12 protein-coding genes and 1 pseudogene are annotated in these 19,925 nt (G+C 73.8%); all 13 read right to left on the bottom strand.

Annotated elements, in window-relative coordinates; translation table 11 throughout:
- Positions 1 to 19: 19 nt before the first annotated feature.
- Positions 20 to 1,873, bottom strand: coding sequence for an acetolactate synthase large subunit (locus tag ACFVUH_RS35245; RefSeq protein WP_387917619.1), 1,854 nt, complete (start codon positions 1,871 to 1,873; stop codon positions 20 to 22).
- A gap of 310 nt (positions 1,874 to 2,183) precedes the next feature.
- Positions 2,184 to 5,120, bottom strand: a complete 2,937-nt coding sequence (locus ACFVUH_RS35240; protein ID WP_387917629.1) for a putative bifunctional diguanylate cyclase/phosphodiesterase — start codon at positions 5,118 to 5,120, stop codon at positions 2,184 to 2,186.
- 609 nt (positions 5,121 to 5,729) lie between these two features.
- A complete protein-coding gene (locus tag ACFVUH_RS35235; protein ID WP_387917617.1) occupies positions 5,730 to 8,765 on the bottom strand; it encodes an AAA family ATPase in 3,036 nt (1,011 codons plus the stop codon).
- Positions 8,766 to 8,917: 152 nt separating this feature from the next.
- A complete protein-coding gene (locus ACFVUH_RS35230; RefSeq protein WP_355374517.1) occupies positions 8,918 to 9,079 on the bottom strand; it encodes a hypothetical protein in 162 nt (53 codons plus the stop codon).
- Positions 9,080 to 9,347: 268 nt separating this feature from the next.
- Complete coding sequence (gatB, locus tag ACFVUH_RS35225; RefSeq protein WP_355374520.1) at positions 9,348 to 10,859, bottom strand: Asp-tRNA(Asn)/Glu-tRNA(Gln) amidotransferase subunit GatB; 1,512 nt, start codon at positions 10,857 to 10,859, stop codon at positions 9,348 to 9,350.
- A gap of 74 nt (positions 10,860 to 10,933) precedes the next feature.
- Positions 10,934 to 11,173 (bottom strand): hypothetical protein, encoded by a 240-nt coding sequence (locus tag ACFVUH_RS35220; RefSeq protein WP_355374523.1) that lies wholly within the window; start codon positions 11,171 to 11,173, stop codon positions 10,934 to 10,936.
- Complete coding sequence (gene gatA, locus ACFVUH_RS35215; RefSeq protein WP_355374526.1) at positions 11,170 to 12,663, bottom strand: Asp-tRNA(Asn)/Glu-tRNA(Gln) amidotransferase subunit GatA; 1,494 nt, start codon at positions 12,661 to 12,663, stop codon at positions 11,170 to 11,172. The genes ACFVUH_RS35220 and gatA overlap by 4 nt, the downstream gene beginning before the upstream one ends.
- Before the next feature lie 5 nt (positions 12,664 to 12,668).
- Positions 12,669 to 12,965 carry an Asp-tRNA(Asn)/Glu-tRNA(Gln) amidotransferase subunit GatC gene (gene gatC, locus ACFVUH_RS35210; protein WP_035845952.1) on the bottom strand — a complete coding sequence of 99 codons (297 nt, stop codon included), beginning with the start codon at positions 12,963 to 12,965 and terminating at the stop codon, positions 12,669 to 12,671.
- A 241-nt stretch (positions 12,966 to 13,206) separates the two neighbouring features.
- Positions 13,207 to 14,865, bottom strand: a pseudogene (locus ACFVUH_RS35205) (putative bifunctional diguanylate cyclase/phosphodiesterase); the annotation flags it as partial.
- 374 nt (positions 14,866 to 15,239) lie between these two features.
- Positions 15,240 to 17,612, bottom strand: coding sequence for an NAD-dependent DNA ligase LigA (gene ligA / locus ACFVUH_RS35200; protein WP_387917627.1), 2,373 nt, complete (start codon positions 17,610 to 17,612; stop codon positions 15,240 to 15,242).
- Between the two features lie 22 nt (positions 17,613 to 17,634).
- Positions 17,635 to 18,663 (bottom strand): methionine synthase, encoded by a 1,029-nt coding sequence (locus ACFVUH_RS35195; RefSeq protein WP_355374529.1) that lies wholly within the window; start codon positions 18,661 to 18,663, stop codon positions 17,635 to 17,637.
- Between the two features lie 32 nt (positions 18,664 to 18,695).
- On the bottom strand, positions 18,696 to 19,385 hold the full coding sequence (locus ACFVUH_RS35190; RefSeq protein WP_387917614.1) for an SDR family oxidoreductase: 690 nt from the start codon (positions 19,383 to 19,385) through the stop codon (positions 18,696 to 18,698).
- A gap of 13 nt (positions 19,386 to 19,398) precedes the next feature.
- On the bottom strand, positions 19,399 to 19,923 hold the full coding sequence (locus ACFVUH_RS35185) for a TIGR00730 family Rossman fold protein (protein ID WP_355374533.1): 525 nt from the start codon (positions 19,921 to 19,923) through the stop codon (positions 19,399 to 19,401).
- Between the last annotated feature and the right edge of the window lie 2 nt (positions 19,924 to 19,925).

The raw sequence follows: 19,925 nt of genomic DNA, 5'->3' as shown, positions 1-19,925 counted from the left end.
TGGTCGTTCCGGAAGGGGCTCAGTCGAGGTCGTCGCCGAAGTCGGGGCGCACCCCGCGGGCGAACTGGATCTCGTCGTTGCTGGTGCCGGCCGCGACCATCGGCCAGACCATGGCGTCCTGGTGGACGATGAAGTCGATGACCACCGGGCGGTCGTTGATCGCCATCGCCTGCTCGATGACCGCGTCGAGGTCCTCGGGGCGCTCGCAGCGCAGGCCGACGCAGCCCATCGCCTCGGAGAGCAGGACGAAGTCGGGGATCCGGGTGCCCTGGGCCGGCGGCTCGATGCCGTCGTGGCCGGGTCCGGAGTGCAGCACGGTGTTGGAGTAGCGCTGGTTGTAGAACAGCGTCTGCCACTGCCGGACCATGCCCAGGGAGCCGTTGTTGATGACCGCGACCTTGATCGGGATGTCGTTCAGGGCGCAGGTGACCAGCTCCTGGTTGGTCATCTGGAAGCAGCCGTCGCCGTCGATCGCCCAGACCGCGCTCTCCGGGCGGCCCGCCTTGGCGCCCATCGCGGCCGGCACGGCGTAGCCCATGGTCCCCGCGCCGCCGGAGTTGAGCCAGGTGCCCGGCTTCTCGAAGCGGATGAACTGCGAGCTCCACATCTGGTGCTGGCCGACGCCCGCGGCGTAGATGGCGTCCGGGCCGACCAGCCGGCCGATCCGCTCGATGACCTGCTGCGGGGAGAGCTGGCCACCCGCCGCGGGCTCGTAGCCCAGCGGGTAGGTCCGCTTCCACTCGTCGAGCCGCTCCCACCATTCGCTGTAGTCGCCCTTGTGGCCGGCGTCGAACTCGGCCTGGACGGCGACGATCAGGTCGGCCAGCACCTCGCGGGCGTCGCCGACGATCGGCACGTCGGCCGGGCGGTTCTTGCCGATCTCCGCCGGGTCGATGTCGGCGTGGACGACCTTGGCGTACGGCGCGAAGCTGTCCAGCTTGCCGGTGACCCGGTCGTCGAAGCGGGCGCCGAGGGTGAAGAGCAGGTCCGCCTTCTGCAGCGCGGTGACGGCCGGGACCGAGCCGTGCATGCCGGGCATGCCCAGGTGCTGCGGGTGGCTGTCCGGGAAGGCGCCGAGCGCCATCAGGGTGGTGACCACCGGGGCGCCGGTCAGCTCGGCGAGGATCCGCAGCTCGGCGGTGGCACCGGCCTTGATGACGCCGCCGCCGACGTACAGGACCGGGCGCTTGGCGGTGACCAGCAGCTTCGCGGCCTCGCGGATCTGCTTGGCGTGCGGCTTGGTGACCGGGCGGTAGCCGGGCAGCGAGGTCTCGGCCGGCCAGCGGAAGGTGGTGGTGGCCTGCAGGGCGTCCTTGGCGATGTCGACCAGGACCGGGCCGGGGCGGCCGGTGGCGGCGATGTGGAACGCCTCGGCGATCACCCGGGGGATCTCGGCCGGGTCGGTGACCAGGTAGTTGTGCTTGGTGATCGGCATGGTGATGCCGCAGATGTCCGCCTCCTGGAAGGCGTCCGTGCCGATCGCCTGGGAGGCGACCTGGCCAGTGATCGCGACGATCGGCACCGAGTCCATGTACGCGTCGGCGATCGGCGTGACCAGGTTGGTGGCACCCGGGCCGGAGGTCGCCATGCAGACGCCGACCCGGCCGGTGGCCTGCGCGTACCCGGTGGCGGCGTGACCGGCGCCCTGCTCGTGGCGGACGAGGATGTGACGCACCTTGGTGGAGTCCATCAGCGGGTCGTACGCGGGAAGGATGGCCCCGCCGGGGATGCCGAAGACGGTGTCCGCACCGACGGCCTCCAGCGAGCGGATGAGCGACTGGGCGCCGGTCATGGTCTCGACGACGTGCTGCGGAGCGGGAGCGTGGGCGGCCGGGGTGTCCCCGCGGCGGGGGGCTGCGGCGTGCTCAGTCATCTGCCTGTCTCTTCTCGGTTCTGGCCGGCCCGGTGGTTGCGGGCCCCGGGGGGTCGAGGGGTGGGGTCCCGCTTGCGGGCCGATCGCCGGCTCTGCCCCAATCGTCCCTTTCGCGGGGCCACGGGGCCAGGGGTCTTGCAGTGGTGGAACGGCGTCGGTGCAACAAAAAACCCCTCGTGCCCAAGGGCATGCGAGGGGTGGCGCGTCGGTCTGTCACGAGCGGGGCATGGCCCGCTCAGCCGACGCGCCCGCCAAGTACGAGAATTCGGGTGCGCATGGCAACGACCTTCCTCCCGTCAAGGCCCGACTGTCAAGCAGGTGGGACGACAGTCTCGCCATGCGGACCCGCTCCCGGACCTGCCACGGCCGGATGTTCGGGCAGGTCGGAGGGGCTGCGGTGAGATGCGACACGTCCCTTTCCGCCCTCCGCGCGCCCACTCGTCCGAGTGTCCGCGGTCAGGTACACCCGCCGGACCGGCGGCGGGCCGGGCGGCCTCGGCACCGGGTAGACGCGGCGGGCCAGCGCGCGCCGCAGCCGGGCCTCCTCCAGCGGTGCGGAGAAGGCCGAGCCCTGCACCTGACGGCAGCCCAACTCCTGCAGCACGGCCACCTGGCGGGGCAGGTCGACGCCCTCGGCGCCGGTGACCAGTCCGAGGTCCCGGCCGAGCCGCAGGGCGTGCCCGGCGAGCGTGCGGGCGAGCGCGGAGTCGCCCAGGCCGTGGACCAGCGAGCGGTCCAGCTTGAGGCCGTCGAAGGGCATCCGGGCGAGCGCGCCGAGCGAGCCGCCGCCGGCCCCGAAGCCGGCCAGCGCGGTGGAGACGCCGAGCCGGCGCAGCGCGGCGAGCCGGCGGCCGAGTTCGTCGGCCAGCTCGTCCGGGCCCGTCCGGGCCACCTCGACGATCAGTTGGCCGCCCGGCAGCCCGCTGTCGCGCAGCGCGGCGGCCACCGTCTCGTACAGGCCGGGCGCGCAGAGCCGCTCGGCGGAGAGCCGGACCGAGACCGGGACCGGCGGCGGGTCCGGACGCCCGCGGGTGGGCAGGGCGCGGCGCAGCGCGGCGGCGGTGACCGCCTCGCGGACCAGCCAGCGGGAGAACCGGGCGGCGGCGTCGCGGTGTTCGGTGGAGCGCAGGAACTCGGTGGGGGTGAGCAGCAGCCCCTGGGCGGAGCGCCAGCGGGCCTGCGCCTCGACGGCGGTGACCGCTCCGCTCGCGAGGTCCACCACGGGCTGGTGGAGCAGGGCGAAGCCGCCCTCCCGGACGGCCGCCCGCAGCCGCTCGTCCAGTTCGGTGCGGCGCTCCAGGTCGGCGCGCATGGCCGGGCTGTAGAGCATCACCCGGCCCTTGCCCTCGGACTTGGCGCGGTACATCGCGAGGTCGGCGTTGCGCATCAGCTCGTCGGCGGCGGCGCGCGGATCGGCGGCCGGGCCGCGTTCGGGGCTGCCGAAGGCGATGCCGATGCTGGCGGCGACACTGAGTTCGCTGCCGCCGATCCAGTACGGCTCGGAGAGCGCGGTGCGCAGCCGATCGGCGAGTTCCTGGACCTGGAGGCGGCCGAGCGGGCCGCAGACCAGCGCGGCGAACTCGTCGCCGCCGAACCGGGCGACGGTGTCCCCGCAGCGCACGGCGCCCTGGAGCCGGCGGGCGGCCTGGACGAGCAGTTCGTCGCCGACCTGGTGGCCGGCGGTGTCGTTGACCGCCTTGAAGCCGTCCAGGTCGAGGAAGAGCACGGCGACCCCGGCACCGGCCTCGTCCTGCGCGCCGCGGATGGCCAGCGCGGTGCGCAGCCGCTGGGTGAACAGCGCCCGGTTGGGCAGGTCGGTGAGCGGGTCGTGGAACGCGTTGTGCTGCAACTGGGCCTGGAGCATGACGCGTTCGGTGACGTCACGGCTGTTCAGGATGAGGCCGTCGCGGTACCGGTCGACGGTCGACTCGACGTGCAGCCACTCGCCGGCGCCGGAGCCGATCCGGCATTCCACCCGCGCGGCGGGCAGCGGTTCGCCGCCCGGGTCGCGATGGGCGGCGAGCCGGCCGCGGGCCAGGAAGCGGCGGACCTCCAGCAGCACCCGGTCGACGTCCTCGGGGTGGATGAGGTCGAGCAGGTTGCCGCCGACCAGTTCCTCCGGGTCGCGCCCGTAGACGCCGAGCGCGGCCGGCGAGACGTAGGAGAGCACGCCGTTGGCGCCGGCGATCATGATGACGTCGCTGGAGCCCTGCACCAGGGAGCGGAAGTGCGCCTCCTTGTGGGCGAGTTCCTGGGCCAGCGAGAGGTTGTCGAGCAGCATGATGCCCTGCCGCAGGATCAGCGCGAGGCCGACGGTGCAGGCGGCCGAGGCCACCACCCGGTCCAGCGAGCGCCCGCCGAGGGCGTTGTAGAGGATCCCGGCGGTGCAGACGGCGGCGGCCGCGTACGGGGTGAGCGCGCTGAAGGTGGTGGCCACCCGGCGGCGCGGCAGCCCGCCGACCGCGGGGTGCTCGCGCAGCGGTCGGCGCCAGCGCGGGGACCACGGCGCCCAGGCGAGCAGCAGACTGCCCGCGAACCAGCCGGCGTCCAGCAGTTCGCCGGAGTGGTAGCTGCTGCGCAGCTCGGGCGAGGTGAACAGGGCGTCACAGAGCACCGTGACGGCGAGGCCGACCATGGCGGTGTGGACGGCGGCCCGGTTGCCGTCCCGGCCGCCGAAGCGCAGGCCGACGACCAGCGAGACGAGCAGGATGTCCAGCACCGGGTAGGCCAGGTTGAGCGCGAGCCGCAGCGGGGAGCCGGCCTCGCCGGCGGCGGTGCGGCCGAGCGCGAGGCTCCAGCTGAGGGTGAACAGCGAGCCGGCCACCAGCCAGCCGTCGAGCAGCAGGCAGAGCCAGCCGGCGGCGCTGCGCGGGCGCTGGGCGAGCACCAGGACGCCGGTGATGGCGAGCGGGGCGAAGAGCAGGAAGGCGTACTCGGCGAGCGAGTTCGGCGGCAGCGGGGTGCGTTCGACCAGCTCGTACCAGCCCCAGGTGCCGTTGCCGAAGGCGACCATGAGCGAGGAGAGGCCGAACAGCAGCCAGGCCGGGCGGGCGTGGCCGCCGACCGTACAGCCGTAGGCGAGGCAGGAGAGCGCGGCGGCGAGCGCGGCGGCGGCCAGGCCGAAGTCGCCCATGAAGACGGCGATCCGGCGCGATCCCCAGCCGAGCGCCGCACCGAGCGTGTAGGCGAGGCAGAGCACGCCGAGGACGGCGCCGGGCAGCTTGCGGCTGTAGAGCGCCCGGCGCAGCGCCGCGGGTCTGCCGCGGCCGGGCGCCGGCGGGGCCGGCGCGTGGACGGCGGGCCGGGACGCGCCGCGCGGGGGCGGGCCCGACGGGAGCGGGACGCCGACGGGCGCACCGGTCACCGGCGGACCGCTCACGGGCGGCGGTCCGCCCACGAGCAGGTCGGTGTCCGGCGCCTCCGGCCGTCCGGCTCCGGGCAGCACCGCGTCGGTGGAGCTCACTCGGCCTCTCCCCCTCCGGCCCGGGACCTCGCGCCCCGGTCACGGACCACCGGCCGCGCGCCTGGTGGCCGTGCGCGGTGACCTGGCGCCCCGTCAGGGCGGTGGCCCAGGGGGCGGGGGGCCTGCCGACCGTCCCGCCACACCGATGTTCCCGTTCGGGACCCTACACCACTTCGGTCACTCAATGACACGCACACTCAACTTAGAGTAATGGCCCCGGGGTAGGGAATTGCGCCCGATTCCACCGGAACGGGCCGGTTGGCGGGGGCGCACGGGCGGGGGCTCACGCGGCGCGCACGGGAGCACGGGGCAGCGCCCGCACGGCACCGGCCGGGCCGACGACGGCGCGGCCGGGAACACGACGGCGGACGGGCGGGCGCCGGGCGGCTGCGCTCAGCGGGCGGCCGGGGCCAGATCCTCGGGGAACAGCCGCAAACGGTGGGCCAGCGCGGCGGCTTCGCCCCGGCCGCCCACCGCGAGCTTGCCGAGGATGTTGGAGACGTGCACGCTCGCCGTCTTCGGCGAGATGTACAGCTCCTCGGCGATCTGCCGGTTGGTGCGCCCCCGCGCGAGCAATCGGAGCACGTCCCGCTCACGGGGGGTGAGGCCGAAGGACTCCCCGGCCGGCGGCGCCGCGGCCGGTGCGGGACGGCCCGCGACGAGCGTCAGGCCCGCCCGCTCGGCCAGCGCGTCGATCTCGGCCCGCAGCCCGGCGTCGCCCCGCGCGGAGGCCAGTTCCCGCGCCTCGCGCAGCAGTCCGGCCCCGGCCTCACGGCGCCCGGCCAGCACCTCGGCCTCACCGGCCCGCAGCAGGGCGAACGCCAGCGGGTACGGCAGGCCGGTCGGGCGCAGCCGCTCGATCGCGGCGGCCCAGTGCGCCGGGGTGTCCGCCCCCTCGGCCCGGGCCAGTTCGCCCTCCAGCAGCCGGGCCCAGCCGTGGTGCAGCGGCGCCGCCGGGTTCAGCCCGGCCGCCGCCCCGGCGATCCGGGCCAGTACCGCGGCCCGGCCCGGCTCGGCCTGCGGCAGGCCCCGGCTGTCCGCCTCGACGCCCGCGCCGTCGACCAGCAGCGGGTAGTAGTCGGCCAGGTAGCCGCGCGGGACCTCCTCCGCGAGGGCGGCGAGCAGTTCGGCGCGGGCCTCCAGCGGGCGGCCCGCCAGGGCGGCGATCCGTACCGCGAGCCGGCTGATCGGCACCGAGTGCTGGATCTGGCCGACCCGGTTGGCGGCCCGGGCCCCGGCGAGCAGCGCGGTGGCGCCGGCCAGGTCGCCGCGGAGCAGGGCGAGGTCGCCGCGCAGCCGGTCCAGGAACTCGGCGTGGGTGCCGGTCGGGCTGGTCAGGTCCCCCTCGGAGAGCACCAGCTCGGCCTCGTCGATCCGCCCGAGGTCCAGCAGCGCCTCGGCGAGGTTGCCGGTCAGGATGGTGCCGATGTTGCGCTGCAGGCCGTTGCGGCGGGCCGAGTCCAGCCCCTCGCGGGCCAGCGCCACGGCCTCCTCCGGCCGGCCGAGGCCGCGCTGCACCGAGGCCAGGTTGTTGAGACCGCGCAGCAGCAGGTCCGTGGCGCCGAGCCGGCGGGTGGCCTCGACCGCCGCGGTCAGCTGGGCCACCCCGGCCTCCGGGTCGGTGTCCAGGTCGTTGCGCAGCCCGCCGAGCGTCATCAGGGCGTGCTGCTCGACCGTGTGCGCGCCCACCTCGCGGGCGATCCGGGCGGCCCGCTCGGCGAGCGCGACCAGCTCGGGGCGGGGGTTGGAGAGCATCCCGGCGCCGGCCCCGAGGGCGAACACCTCGGCCTGCACGGCGGACGGCGGCAGCGGCTCGACCAGCCGGTGCGCGTAGGCGATCTCCGCCTCGTCGCCGGAGCGGCGCAGATGGCCGAGCATCCGGGCGCGGTTGATCCGGAACCAGGCGGCGCGGGCCGGGTGCTCGGTCTCGTCGACGAGCTGGAGCGCCCGCTTCGCCAGGCTCAGCCCGCGCTCCCGGTCCCCGCTGCGGCGGGCCGCGACCACCGCCTCGGCCAGCACGTCGATCTGGCAGAGCCGGTCGCAGTCCTCGTCGTGCCGGTCGTCGTCGCAGGAGCAGGGCGGGTAGGTCTCGGCCCAGTCGTACGGGCGCAGGGTGCCGGCCAGCTGCTCGGCGGGGACCTCGTCCCACAGCTCCAGGGCCCGTTCCAGCATGCGCAGTTGCTCGGCGAAGGCGTTGCGGCGGCGGGCGGCCCGGGCGGCGTCCAGCGCGGTCGGCAGGGCCCGGACCGGGTCGTGCGCGTGGTACCAGTAGTTGGCCAGCCGGGCCGGGCGGGCGTCGGCACCGACCAGCTGCGGCTCGGCCTCCAGGGCCTCGGCGAACCGGCGGTTGATCCGGTGCCGCTCGCCGGGCAGCAGGTCGTCCGAGACGGCCTCGCGGACCAGCGCGTGCCGGAACCGGTAGCCGTCGCCGTCGGGGTCCGGGCGCAGGATGTTGGCGCCGACCGCGGCGCGCAGCGAGTCGATCAGCTGCTCCTCGTCCTCCAGGACGGCGGCGAGCAGGGCGTGTTCGACGCAGGACCCGCCCTCGGCGGCGATCCGCAGCACCCGCTGGGTCTCCTCGTCCAGCGCCTCGACCCGCACCAGCAGGATGTCCCGCAGGGAGTCGGTGAGCCCGGCCGAACCGCCCTCCCGCAGCGCGGTGGCCAGTTCTTCGACGAAGAACGGATTGCCCTCCGAGCGGCGGTGGACCCGCTCGACCAGCTGCCGGTCGGGCGCGGTGGTGCCGAGGATGCCGGCCAGCTGCGCGGCCACCTCGCCGGGGCCGAACCGCTCCAGCTCCAGCCGGCGCACCGTGCGCAGCCGCTCCAGCTCGGCCAGGAAGGGCCGCAGCGGGTGGCGGCGGTGCAGGTCGTCACTGCGGTAGGTGGCGACCAGCAGGACGCGGGCCCGGTGCAGGGTGCGGACCAGGTAGGCGAACAGCTCCCGGGTGGAGCGGTCGGACCAGTGCAGGTCCTCGACGGCGAGCACGAAAGTACGGTCCGTGCCGAGTCGTTCGAACAGCCTCGTGGTGTGCTCGAACAGCCGGGCCCGGCCGTACTCGTCGTTGGGTTCGCCGTCGGCCTCGCCGAAGTCGGGCAGCAACCGGGCGAGATGGCCCTCCATCCCGGCGGCGGCGTGCTCCAGGTCGGTGCCCAGACAGCGGTGCAGCCGGCGCAGCGCGGTGGCCAGCGGCGCGTACGGCAGCCCCTCGGCGCCGATCTCCAGACAGCCGCCGTCGGTGGTGAGCACGCCCCGGTCGTCGGCCCGGCGGAGGAACTCCTCCAGCAGCCGGGTCTTGCCGACGCCCGCCTCGCCGCCGATCAGCACCGTCTGCGGCTCGCCGCGACCGGCCCGGTGCAGCGCGTCCATCAGGTCGGTGAGCTCCGGATCGCGGCCGACGAAGACGGGACTCACCGAGGTCTGCTGCATGGAGGCGAGCATGCCACAGAGGCCCGGCCCGCTCCGAGGGGTTATCGCGCCCGGCGAACGCCCCCGGAGGCCCGGCGAACGCCCGGAGGGGGAGGCGCACCCCCGTGCCGCCTCCCCCTCCGTTCCCCGCTCGGCACCTGGGTGCCGGTCCGTCAGCATTCGCCGGGACGCACGGCCCGCCGCCGGGTGCGCCGGCCGGCACTCGGCCACCGGCCGGCGCGCTCGGCGGTCCGCGCCGCCCGGACCAGCCGCTGGTGCTCGGCCTCGGCCCGGAGCTCCCGCCCCTGCTGCTTGATGAGCTCGTACTCGATCACGGTGGTTCCCCTCGTGGGTTCTCGGTCTCTTCCGTCTGCTGAGGAGAGACTCCTCTCCCAGGGGGGTGGCCGGCATCGGCAGGCTTGCGGATCTTCCGGGCCACGATCGCCTTAGGAACCCGGCCATGGGGACGACGAAGGCCCGGTCCTACCCCTGGTACGGGGTAAGACCGGGCCTCGGACCGGCCTCAGGCGACTAAGTAGGCCTTAGACCGCCTTAGACACCTTGGAAACCCAGGCGGAAACGCCCAGCTTCTCCAGGCTGTGCCTACTGTCCTTCCACGGCGAGCCGCTCCAGGATCAGGTCCTTCACGCGGGCCGCGTCGGCCTGGCCGCGGGTGGCCTTCATGACCGCGCCGACCAGCGCGCCGACCGCGGCGACCTTGCCGTCACGGATCTTGGCGGCGATCGCCTCGTTCTCGGCGATGGCCTGGTCGACCGCGGCCCCCAGCGCGGAGTCGTCCGAGACGACGGCCAGGCCGCGCTTCTCGACGATCTCGTCCGGCTCACCCTCGCCGGCCAGCACGCCCTCGATGACCTGGCGGGCCAGCTTGTCGTTCAGCTTGCCCTCGGCGACCAGCGCGGTGACCCGGGCGACCTGCGCCGGGGTGATCGGCTGCTCGGCCAGCTCGGTGCCGGTCTCGTTGGCCCGACGGGCCAGCTCGCCCATCCACCACTTGCGGGCCTGGTCGGCCGGGGCACCGGCGGCGATGGTCTCCTGGATCGGCTCGACGGCACCGGCGTTCAGCACCGACTGCATGTCCTTGTCCGACAGGCCCCACTCGGCCTGCAGCCGGGCCCGGCGCACCCGGGGCAGCTCGGGCAGCGCGGCGCGCAGCTCCTCGACCCACGCGCGGGCCGGGGCGATCGGCACCAGGTCCGGCTCCGGGAAGTACCGGTAGTCCTCGGCGTTGTCCTTGATCCGGCCGGAGGTGGTGGAGCCGTCCTCCTCGTGGAAGTGCCGGGTCTCCTGGACGATCGTGCCGCCGTCGGTCAGCACCGTGGCGTGCCGCTGGATCTCGAACCGGGCGGCCCGCTCGACGCTGCGCAGCGAGTTGACGTTCTTGGTCTCCGAGCGGGTGCCGAAGGTCTCGGTGCCGTTCGGGCGCAGCGACAGGTTGACGTCGCAGCGCATCTGGCCCTTGTCCATCCGGGCCTCGGAGACGCCCAGCGACCGGATCACCTCGCGCAGCTCGGCGACGTACGCGCGGGCGACCTCGGGGGCCCGCTCGCCGGCGCCGGTGATCGGCTTGGTGACGATCTCGATCAGCGGGATGCCGGCCCGGTTGTAGTCCAGCAGCGAGTGCGTGGCGCCGTGGATGCGGCCGGTCGCGCCGCCGACGTGGCTGGACTTGCCGGTGTCCTCCTCCATGTGGGCGCGCTCGATCTCCACGCGGAAGGTCGAGCCGTCCTCCAGCTGCACGTCGAGGTAGCCGTTGAAGGCGATCGGCTCGTCGTACTGCGAGGTCTGGAAGTTCTTCGGCATGTCCGGGTAGAAGTAGTTCTTCCGCGCGAACCGGCACCACTCGGCGATCTCGCAGTTCAGCGCCAGGCCGATCTTGACGGCCGACTCCACGCCCACCGCGTTGACCACCGGCAGCGAGCCCGGCAGCCCCAGACAGGTCGGGCAGACCTGGCTGTTCGGCTCGGCACCCAGCTCGGTCGAACAACCGCAGAACATCTTGGTCTTGGTACCCAGCTCGACGTGGACCTCCAGGCCCATCACCGGGTCGTACGACGCGAGAGCGTCCTCGTAGGAGACCAGGTTCTTGACGCTCACAGCGTCCCCTTCACTCAAAAGTCTTCGGTGGTGCGGGTCCGGCCGGTACCGCTGTACCGGCCGGACCCCACGGGCTAGCCCAGCAGGACGTCGTCGTCGCCGAGGCGGCGCAGCTCGCGCACGAGCAGGGCGGTGCCGGTGACCAGGGCGGCGGCGCCGATCAGGGCGTTGACGAGCTTGAGGGTGTCACTCTCGTCGCGGGCCTTGCGGACGTCCTTGACGATGGAGATCGCGCCGAACGTGCTGGTCCCGATGGACAGCCACAGCCCGGGCTTCGAGTGCTTGAAGCCCTTGGCCTTCTCGATCTTGCTCACAGTGCCGGTGCCTCCTCCAGCAGGGTGTGCCCCCACTTGTCGTTGAGTGCGGCCTCGACGGCGCCGCCCACGCGGTACAGGCGGTCGTCCGCCATCGCGGGTGCGATGATCTGCAGGCCGACCGGGAGATTGTCCTCCGGGGCCAGGCCGCAGGGCAGCGACATGGCCGCGTTGCCCGCCAGGTTGGACGGAATCGTGCAGAGGTCGGCCAGATACATCGCCATCGGGTCGTCGGCGCGCTCGCCGATCGGGAAGGCGGTGGTCGGGGTGGTCGGCGAGACCAGGACGTCCACGCCGGCGAAGGCCGCGTCGAAGTCGCGGGAGATCAGCGTGCGCACCTTCTGGGCCGAGCCGTAGTAGGCGTCGTAGTAGCCCGAGGAGAGCGCGTAGGTGCCGAGGATGATACGGCGCTTGACCTCGGCGCCGAAGCCGGCCTCGCGGGTCAGCGCGGTGACGTCCTCGGCGGAGCGGGTGCCGTCGTCGCCGACCCGCAGGCCGTAGCGCATCGCGTCGAAGCGGGCCAGGTTGGACGAGGCCTCGCTGGGCGCGATCAGGTAGTACGCGGGCAGCGCCAGGGTGAACGACGGGCAGGAGACCTCGACGACCTCGGCGCCCAGCTCGCGCAGCAGCTCCACCGACTCGTTGAAGCGCTGCATGACGCCGGCCTGGTAGCCCTCGCCCGCGAACTCCTTCACCACGCCGATCCGCATGCCCCGGATGTCGCGCATCCGCGCCGCCTCGACCACGGCCGGGACCGGCGCGTCGATCGAGGTGGAGTCCAGCGGGTCGTGGCCGGCGATGGCCTCGTGCAGCAGCGCCGCGTCCAGCACGGTGCGGGCGCACGGGCCGCCCTGGTCCAGGCTGCTGGAGAAGGCCACCAGGCCGTAGCGGGAGACCGAGCCGTAGGTCGGCTTGACGCCGACGGTGCCGGTGACGGCGCCGGGCTGGCGGATCGAGCCGCCGGTGTCGGTGCCGATCGCCAGCGGGGCCTCGAAGGCGGCCAGCGCCGCCGCCGAGCCGCCGCCGGAGCCGCCGGGGATCCGGGAGAGGTCCCACGGGTTGCCGGTGGTGCCGTAGGCGGAGTTCTCGGTGGAGGAGCCCATCGCGAACTCGTCCATGTTGGTCTTGCCGAGGATGACGACGCCGGCGTCCTTGAGCCGCGAGGTCAGGGTGGCGTCGTACGGCGGGATCCAGCCCTCGAGGATCTTCGAGCCGCAGGTGGTCGGCACGCCCTTGGTGGTGAAGACGTCCTTCAGCGCCAGCGGGACACCGGCCAGCGGGCCCAGCTCCTCGCCCTTGGCGCGCTTCTCGTCGACGGCCCGGGCCGCGCTCAGCGCGCCCTCGGTGTCGACGTGCAGGAAGGCGTTGACCTTCTGGTCGACGGCCTCGATGCGGTCCAGGTGCGCCTGCGCGACCTCGACGGCGGAGACCTCGCCCTTGGCGATGGCGGTGGCCGTCTCGGCGGCGCTGTAACGAATCAGGTCGGTCATCTCGGTCAGTCCTCCCCGAGGATCTGGGGAACGCGGAAACGCTGCTCCTCGGCGGCCGGGGCGCCGGCCAGCGCCTGCTCCGGGGTGAGCGACGGCCGGACCTCGTCCGCGCGCATGACGTTGGTCAGCGGCAGCGGGTGGGAGGTGGGCGGGACGTCCTGTCCGGCGACCTCGGAAACGCGGGCGACCGCGCCGATGATCACGTCGAGCTGCTCGGCGAAGTGGTCCAGCTCTTCGGCCTGCAACTCAAGACGCGACAGCCGAGCGAGGTGGGCGACCTCCTCGCGCGTGATGCCAGGCATGCAGCGATCCTCAGGGTGAGTTCTGGTGAGGCCCGGATCCGCCTTCCGGCGGCCCGGGCCCGGGTCGGGAGCGGCCGGTCCGGCGCTCCCGTCCTCGTGGTCTGTGGCCCCATCCTAGGGGGCGCGGCCCGGCCACCGGCCAACGACCAGCGGCGGTCCGGGGTCGCCCCCACCGCACGGCGCCGCGCGCGGCCCGCCCGGGGCGGCTCCACCGCCGGTCCGGTGCCGGTCCGATGCCGTTCTACTGCGGGCGGGTCGGCGCCCAGCTCTGCTGCTTGGGAACCTGGACCTCCACCGCGGCGGCCTGCACCGCCTGGACCACCGGCGGCAGCACGGGCTTGACCACCGGCGGCAGCCGGTCGGCGGAGGCGGCGGCGGCGAACCGCTCCACCGGCGGGGCGCCGGTGCGGTGCACCCGCAGCCAGGCGGTGGCCTGCTCGGCCGGCAGCGCCGCGGAGACCAGCCAGCCCTGCACCGCGTCCACGCCCATGCAGTTCAGCCGTTCCCAGGTCTCGTCGTCCTCGACGCCCTCGGCGACCACGGTCAGGCCGAGCGAGTGGGCCAGCTCGACCGAGCAGCGGACCACCGCCGCGTCGTGGTCGTCGGCGACCATCCGGGAGACGAAGGAGCGGTCGATCTTCAGCTCGCCGACCGGCAGGCTGCGCAGCCGCACCAGCGAGGAGTGGCCGGTCCCGAAGTCGTCCAGGGACATCCCGACCCCGTAGCCGCGCAGTTCGGCGAGGGTGTCGGCGGCCCGCCGGGAGTCGTCCAGCAGCAGCCGCTCGGTGATCTCCAGCTGGAGCGCGTGGGCCGGCACCTGGTGGCGCACGAGGTGGCCGGCGACCCGCTGGGCGAAGCCGGGGTTGAGCACGTCGCGCGGCGAGACGTTCACCGCGACCTGCACCTGCAGGCCCTGCTCGCGCCAGTGGGCGAGCTGGCCGACGGCGGCCTCCAGCACGTAGTCGGTCAGCCGGGGCATCAGCCCGCTGGACTCGGCGAGGCCGACGAACTCGTCCGGCGAGACCCGGCCCTGGCCCGGGCGCTCCCAGCGCAGCAGCGCCTCCAGTCCGACCACCCGGCCGTCGAAGGCCACCTTGGGCTGGTAGTGCAGCTGCACCTCCCCGGTCTCCAGGGCCCGCCGCAGGTCGCCCAGCAGGCCGATCCGGTACGGGGTGTCGGCGTCCTGCGCCTCGTGGTACTGCTCGACCGAGGTGCGTCCGCGCTGCGCGTGGCCCATCGCGACGTCGGCGCGGCGCAGCAGCGACTCGGCGTCCTGGGCGTGCCGGGGGAAGACGCAGACGCCCGCGCTGGCCTCCAGGACAAGCAGCAGCCCGTCCAGCCGGATCGGCGCGGCCAGTTCGGCGATCAGCGCCTTGGCCACCTTCTCCAGCGAGTCCGGGCAGCCGATGCCGGGCAGCAGCACGGCGAACTCGTCGCCGCCCATCCGGGCCACCATCGGCCGGCCGCGGTAGTGCCGGGGCAGTCCGGCGAAGACGTCGTCGATGGACTCGCGGGTGGCGCTGCCGGCCGCCCCGCCGGAGCGCAGGGCCCGGTGCAGCCGGCGGGCGATGTGGACGAGCAGCCGGTCGCCGGCGGTGTGGCCGAGGGTGTCGTTGAGCGACCGGAAGCGGTCGAGGTCGAGCAGGATCAGCCCGACGCTGTACCCCTCGGAGTGCTCGGCGATGGCCTCCTGGGCGGCCAGGAGTAACGCCTGGCGGTTAGGCAGATCGGTCAGCGGATCGGTCAGCTGGTCGCGGGCCCGGTCGCGGGCGATCCGCCAGGCGGCGACCAGGACGGCCAGCGGCACCGCGAACAGCGGCAGCAGTTCCGCCTCGTAGCGGTAGACCAGCACGGCCAGCGGGATCAGCGGCGCCGCGCCGGCCAGCAGCACGCCGAGCAGCAGGACGGCCCCCGCCACCCCCTGCGGCGGGCGTGTGGGCACGCCGCCGGTCGTACGATCCATAAGCCCTGTCCTCCGTCGGGCCCGCCCCGTCGGGCCGCCTAGCGGTGAGGCACCGTACCGGTACCGGCAGCCTGCCGGGCACGGAGCGACCCCGCGGAGTCCGGCTCAGCCGGTCCCCCCACCCCTGCTGACACTCTGTTGCGCTCCAGGGTATGCGTGGCTTCACCCGACGGGCAGACTTTCAGACAACCGGACATACGCCACCGTGCCCCGGTGCCGCACGGTGTCACGATGCCCGCTAACACTGTGCGGCACCCGATGACGTTGCATCAGGACGATAACAAGCCGGATTCGGGGCTTCCGCGCGCGGGTCAGTCCTCGGCGGGCTCCTCCCCGGGTGCGGCGGCGGGCGCCTCCGCACCCGTCTCCGTCCCCGCCTCCGCCTTGGCGGTGGCGGCGGCCTTCTTCTTCGCGGGCGCCTTCTTCACCGGCACCTCCTCCGGCTCCGGCGGCAGCCCCAGGTGGACCCGGGCGGCGGCCGACCCCTGCTCCAGCAGGATCGCGAAGCCCTGGTCGTCCAGGACCGGCAGCCCGAGCTGCACGGCCTTGTCGTACTTGGACCCCGGGTTGTCGCCGGCGACCACGAAGTGGGTCTTCTTCGAGACCGAGCCGGTCACCTTCGCGCCCCGCGAGGTCAGCGCCTCCTTGGCGCCGTCCCGGGTGTGCCCGGCCAGGGTGCCGGTGACGACGACCGTCAGCCCCTCCAGCGGGCGCTCGCCCTCCTCCTCGGCGGCCTCCTCGGTGAAGCGGACGCCGGCGGCGCGCCACTTCTCGACGATCTCCCGGTGCCAGTCCACCTGGTACCACTCGATGATCGACCGCGCGGTGCCCGCGCCGACGCCCTCGGTGGCGGCCAGCCGTTCCTCGCTCGCCGCGAAGATCGCGTCCAGGTCGCGGAACTCCCGGGCGAGGTCCTGGGCGGCCACCGGGCCGACGTGCCGGATCGAGAGGCCGTTGAGGAAGCGCCAGAGCGGGCGGTCCTTCGCCTTCTCGATGTTCTCCAGCATCAGCCCGGTGTTCTTCTTCGGCGCACCGGCGGTGGTGGCGAAGAAGAACACCTCCTTCTCCTCGCCGGTCTCGTCGTCGAGCTTCGGCATGCCGGTCTTCTGGTCGCGCACCAGCACCTTGATCGGGAGCAGCTGCTCGACCGTCAGGCCGAAGATGTCGCCCTCGTTGCCCACCGGCGCCTCGGCCGGCTCCAGCGGCTGGGTCAGCGCGGTGGCCGCGACGTAGCCGAGCCCCTCGATGTCCAACGCCGAGCGGCCGCCGAGGAAGGCGATCCGCTCACGGATCTGGGCCGGGCAGAAGCGGGCGTTGGGGCAGCGCAGGTCGATGTCTCCCTCGGCCATCGGCCGCAGCTCGCTGTCGCACTCGGGGCAGTGCGAGGGCATCACGAACGCCTGCTCGGTGCCGTCCCGCAGGTCGTACACCGGGCCGAGGATCTCCGGGATCACGTCGCCGGCCTTGCGCAGCACCACGGTGTCGCCGAGCAGGACGTCCTTGGCCTTGACGACCTCCTGGTTGTGCAGCGTCGCGTACTGCACCATCGAGCCGGCCACCTTCACCGGCTCGGCGAGCACCGCGTACGGGGTGGCCCGGCCGGTGCGGCCGATGCCGACCTTGATCGCGGCCAGCTTCCCGGTGACCTCCTCCGGCGGGTACTTCCAGGCGATCGCCCAGCGCGGCGACTTCGAGGTGGAGCCGAGCCGGCCCTGCAGGGCGATCTCGTCCACCTTGACGACCACGCCGTCGATCTCGTGCTCGACCGAGTGCCGCTGCTCGCCGAAGTTCTTGATGAACTCCCGCACCTCGGCCAGCGTGCCGACCACCCGGTTGTGCCGCGCGGTCGGCAGGCCCCACGCGCGCAGCAGGTCGTAGGCGTGCGACTGGCAGTCGATGTCGAAGCCGGAGCGCGCCCCGATGCCGTGCACCACCATGTGCAGCGGACGGGAGGCGGTGACCAGCGGGTCCTTCTGGCGCAGCGAGCCGGCGGCGGCGTTGCGCGGGTTCATGAACAGCCGGATCATCGCCCGGGGCCGCTTGCCCTCCTTGGCGCGCTCCTCGTTCTCCACCCGGCGGCGCTCGTTCTCCTCCGCGAAGGAGGCGTTGAGCGCCTCGAAGGCCTCGGTCGGGAAGTAGACCTCGCCGCGGATCTCCACCAGCTCCGGGACGTCGTCACCCCGGAGCCGGTGCGGGATCTCCTTGATGGTGCGGACGTTGGCGGTGATGTCCTCGCCGACCCGGCCGTCGCCGCGGGTCGCCGCCTGCACCAACTGGCCGTTCTCGTAGGTGAGGTTGACGGCCAGGCCGTCCACCTTGAGCTCGCACAGGTAGTGGTACTCGATGCCGGCCAGCTCGGTGGCGACCCGCTCGGCCCAGGCGGCGAGCTCCTCGTCGTCCATCGCGTTGTCCAGGCTGAGCAGCCGCTCCCGGTGCTCGACCGGGGCGAACAGCAGGGTCGGCGCGCCGCCGACCCGCTGCGTGGGCGACTCCGGGGTGACCAGCGCCGGGTGCTCCGCCTCCAGCCCCTCCAGCTCGCGCATCAGCGTGTCGAACTCGGCGTCGCTGACGACCGGCGCGTCCTGCTCGTAGTAGCGGGCCCGGTGGTCGGTGATCTCGGCCGCCAGCTCCGCGTGCCGCTTGCGCACTTCCGCCGGAACGTCCTCCCAGCCCTCGACAGCCACCACCGCAAGCCCTCCGTCAATCTCATTCCGGGTTGTCCACCAGGCTCTGGGCCGCCTTCACACTGAGTGACAACGCGGTGCGCGCATGGGCCGGGGAGGCCCCGGCCAGCCCGCAGGTGGGCGTCACCAGCACACGACGGCCCAGCAGCTCCGGGGCGAACCCGAGCCTGCGCCACAACGTCCTGACACCCTGGACACTACCGGCCGGGTCCGACATCGCCCTTGATTGAGCGGGGGCCTGGTCGGTGGAGGGAACGACACCGGCGAGGATCACGGTGCCGGCCTCGACCGCCTCGCCGAGGTCGTCGTCCTCACGCTCGGTCAGCAGCGAGAAGTCCAGCGAGACGCCGGCCACCCCGGCCCGGCGCAGCAGCGGCAGCGGCACCCGGGGCGCGCAGCAGTGCACCACGACGGGCGCGTCCAGGGCGCCGATCAGGTCCCGCAGCGCCTCCTCGGCGAGCTGGCGGTCGACCGCGCGCAGCCGCTGGAAGCCGCTGGCGGTCTTCACTTCGCCGGCCAGCACGGCGGGCAGCGAGGGCTCGTCGAGCTGGAGCACCACCTCCGCGCCGGGCACCCGCCGGCGGACCTCGGCGAGGTGGCGGCGCAGGCCCTCGGTCAGCGAGCCGGCGATGTCGCGGCAGGCACCGGGGTCGGCGAGGGCCTTCTCGCCGTGCTTGAGCTCGACGGAGGCGGCCAGCGTCCACGGGCCGACCGCCTGCACCTTGAGCGCACCCGTGTACCCCTGGGTGAACTCCTCCAGCGCGTCGAGGTCCTCGCCGAGCCAGGAGTGGGCGCGCCGGGTGTCCCGGCCGGGACGGTCGGCGAACCGCCAGCCGCTCGGCTCGGTCTGCGCGAACAGCTCCACCAGCAGGCCGGCGGAGCGCCCGATCATGTCGGCGCCGGGCCCGCGGGCGGGCAACTCCGGGAGGAACGGGAGGTGCTCCAGCGCGCCGGTGGAGGTCTTGGCGGCCTCCCGGGCGTCGGTACCGGGCAGCGAGCCGACGCCGGTGGCGGCGCCGACCAGGTCGGGGAAGGGGTGTCCGTTGCTCACCCGCCCGAGCCTAGTGCGCCGCCACCCTGCGCCTAACGCCCCGGGCGGACGGTGATGTCGGTGATCTCCGCGTCGCGGGAGGCGTCCAGCGCGGCCAGGACCGCCTTGGCCACCGACTCGGGCTCGATCCACTGCCCGGCGTCGTACGCCTTGCCCTCCTGCTGGTGCACCTTGACCTGCATCGCGGTGGCGGTGCAGCCCGGGTACACCGAGGTGACCCGCACGCCGTTGCCGTGCTCCTCCAGCCGCAGCGCGTCCGCGAGCGCCTTCAGCCCGTGCTTGCTCGCCGCGTACGCCGACCACTCGGCGCTCGCCCGCAGCCCGGCACCGGAGTTCACGAACACCACGTGCCCCTTCACCAGCCGCACCGAGGGCAGCAGCAGCCGGGTCAGCTCGGCGGGGGCGACCAGGTTGACGTTCAGGGTGTCCTGCCAGGCCTTGACCGGCAGCTCGCCGACCGGGCCCAGCTCGACCACGCCCGCCACGTGCAGCAGCGAGTCCAGCTCGACCGGCAGCGCCTGGTGTCCGAAGGCCCAGGACAGCTTGGCCGGGTCGCCGAGGTCGCCGACCAGGGTCTTCGCGCCGGGGAAGCGCTCGCGCAGCTCGGCGGCCCGACGGGCGTCGCGGGCCAGCAGCCAGAGCTCGTCGCCGCGCGCGGCGAGACGTTCGGCGAGGACGGCGCCGATGCCGGAGCCGGCGCCGGTGATCAGATGAGTGGCCATGGTCCCGATCCTCTCAGGCCTTCAGCTGCTCGAAGACCTGGGCCGGGGTGTCGGCGAAGGTGATCAGCTCGGCCAGCGGGCGCGGCAGGAAGCCCTCCGCGTCCATCCGCTCCATCTGGGTCCGCAGGCCCGCGTAGAACCCCTCGGTGTCCAGGACGACCACCGGCTTGTCGTGCAGCGCGTGCTTCTTGAGCTCCAGCACCTCGGTGACCTCGTCCAGCGTGCCCAGCCCGCCGACCAGCACGACGACCGCGTCCGCCCGCGACAGCAGCAGCGCCTTGCGCTCGGCGAGGTCGGCGGTGACGACCAGCTCGTCGGCGCCCTCGTACGACTTGTGCTTCAGGAACTCGACGGAGATCCCGACCAGCTGCCCGCCGGCCGCCTTCACCCCGTCCGCCAGCTCCCCCATCAGGCCGGTGTTGGAGCCGCCCCACACGAGGGTGTGCCCGCCCTCCCCGAGGAGCCGGGCGAACTCGGCGGCGGGGGCGGAGTACCGGTCGTCGAGCGAGGCAGCGGAGCAGAAAACGCAGATATTCATAG

Origin of the sequence: Kitasatospora sp. NPDC058032, from assembly GCF_042885845.1 — a bacterium.
In the GTDB taxonomy this organism is placed as follows: domain Bacteria; phylum Actinomycetota; class Actinomycetes; order Streptomycetales; family Streptomycetaceae; genus Kitasatospora.
This window is presented reverse-complemented; position numbering and strand designations above follow the sequence as displayed.

Bases quoted from the DNA above. Each gene is read 5' to 3' on its own strand.
- ACFVUH_RS35245 (WP_387917619.1), bottom strand. From the start codon at position 1,873: ATGACTGAGCACGCCGCAGCCCCCCGCCGCGGGGACACCCCGGCCGCC.
- ACFVUH_RS35190 (WP_387917614.1), bottom strand. From the start codon at position 19,385: ATGGCCACTCATCTGATCACCGGCGCCGGCTCCGGCATCGGCGCCGTC.
- ACFVUH_RS35235 (WP_387917617.1), bottom strand. From the start codon at position 8,765: ATGCAGCAGACCTCGGTGAGTCCCGTCTTCGTCGGCCGCGATCCGGAG.
- gatC (WP_035845952.1), bottom strand. From the start codon at position 12,965: ATGCCTGGCATCACGCGCGAGGAGGTCGCCCACCTCGCTCGGCTGTCG.
- gatA (WP_355374526.1), bottom strand. From the start codon at position 12,663: ATGACCGACCTGATTCGTTACAGCGCCGCCGAGACGGCCACCGCCATC.
- ACFVUH_RS35185 (WP_355374533.1), bottom strand. From the start codon at position 19,923: ATGAATATCTGCGTTTTCTGCTCCGCTGCCTCGCTCGACGACCGGTAC.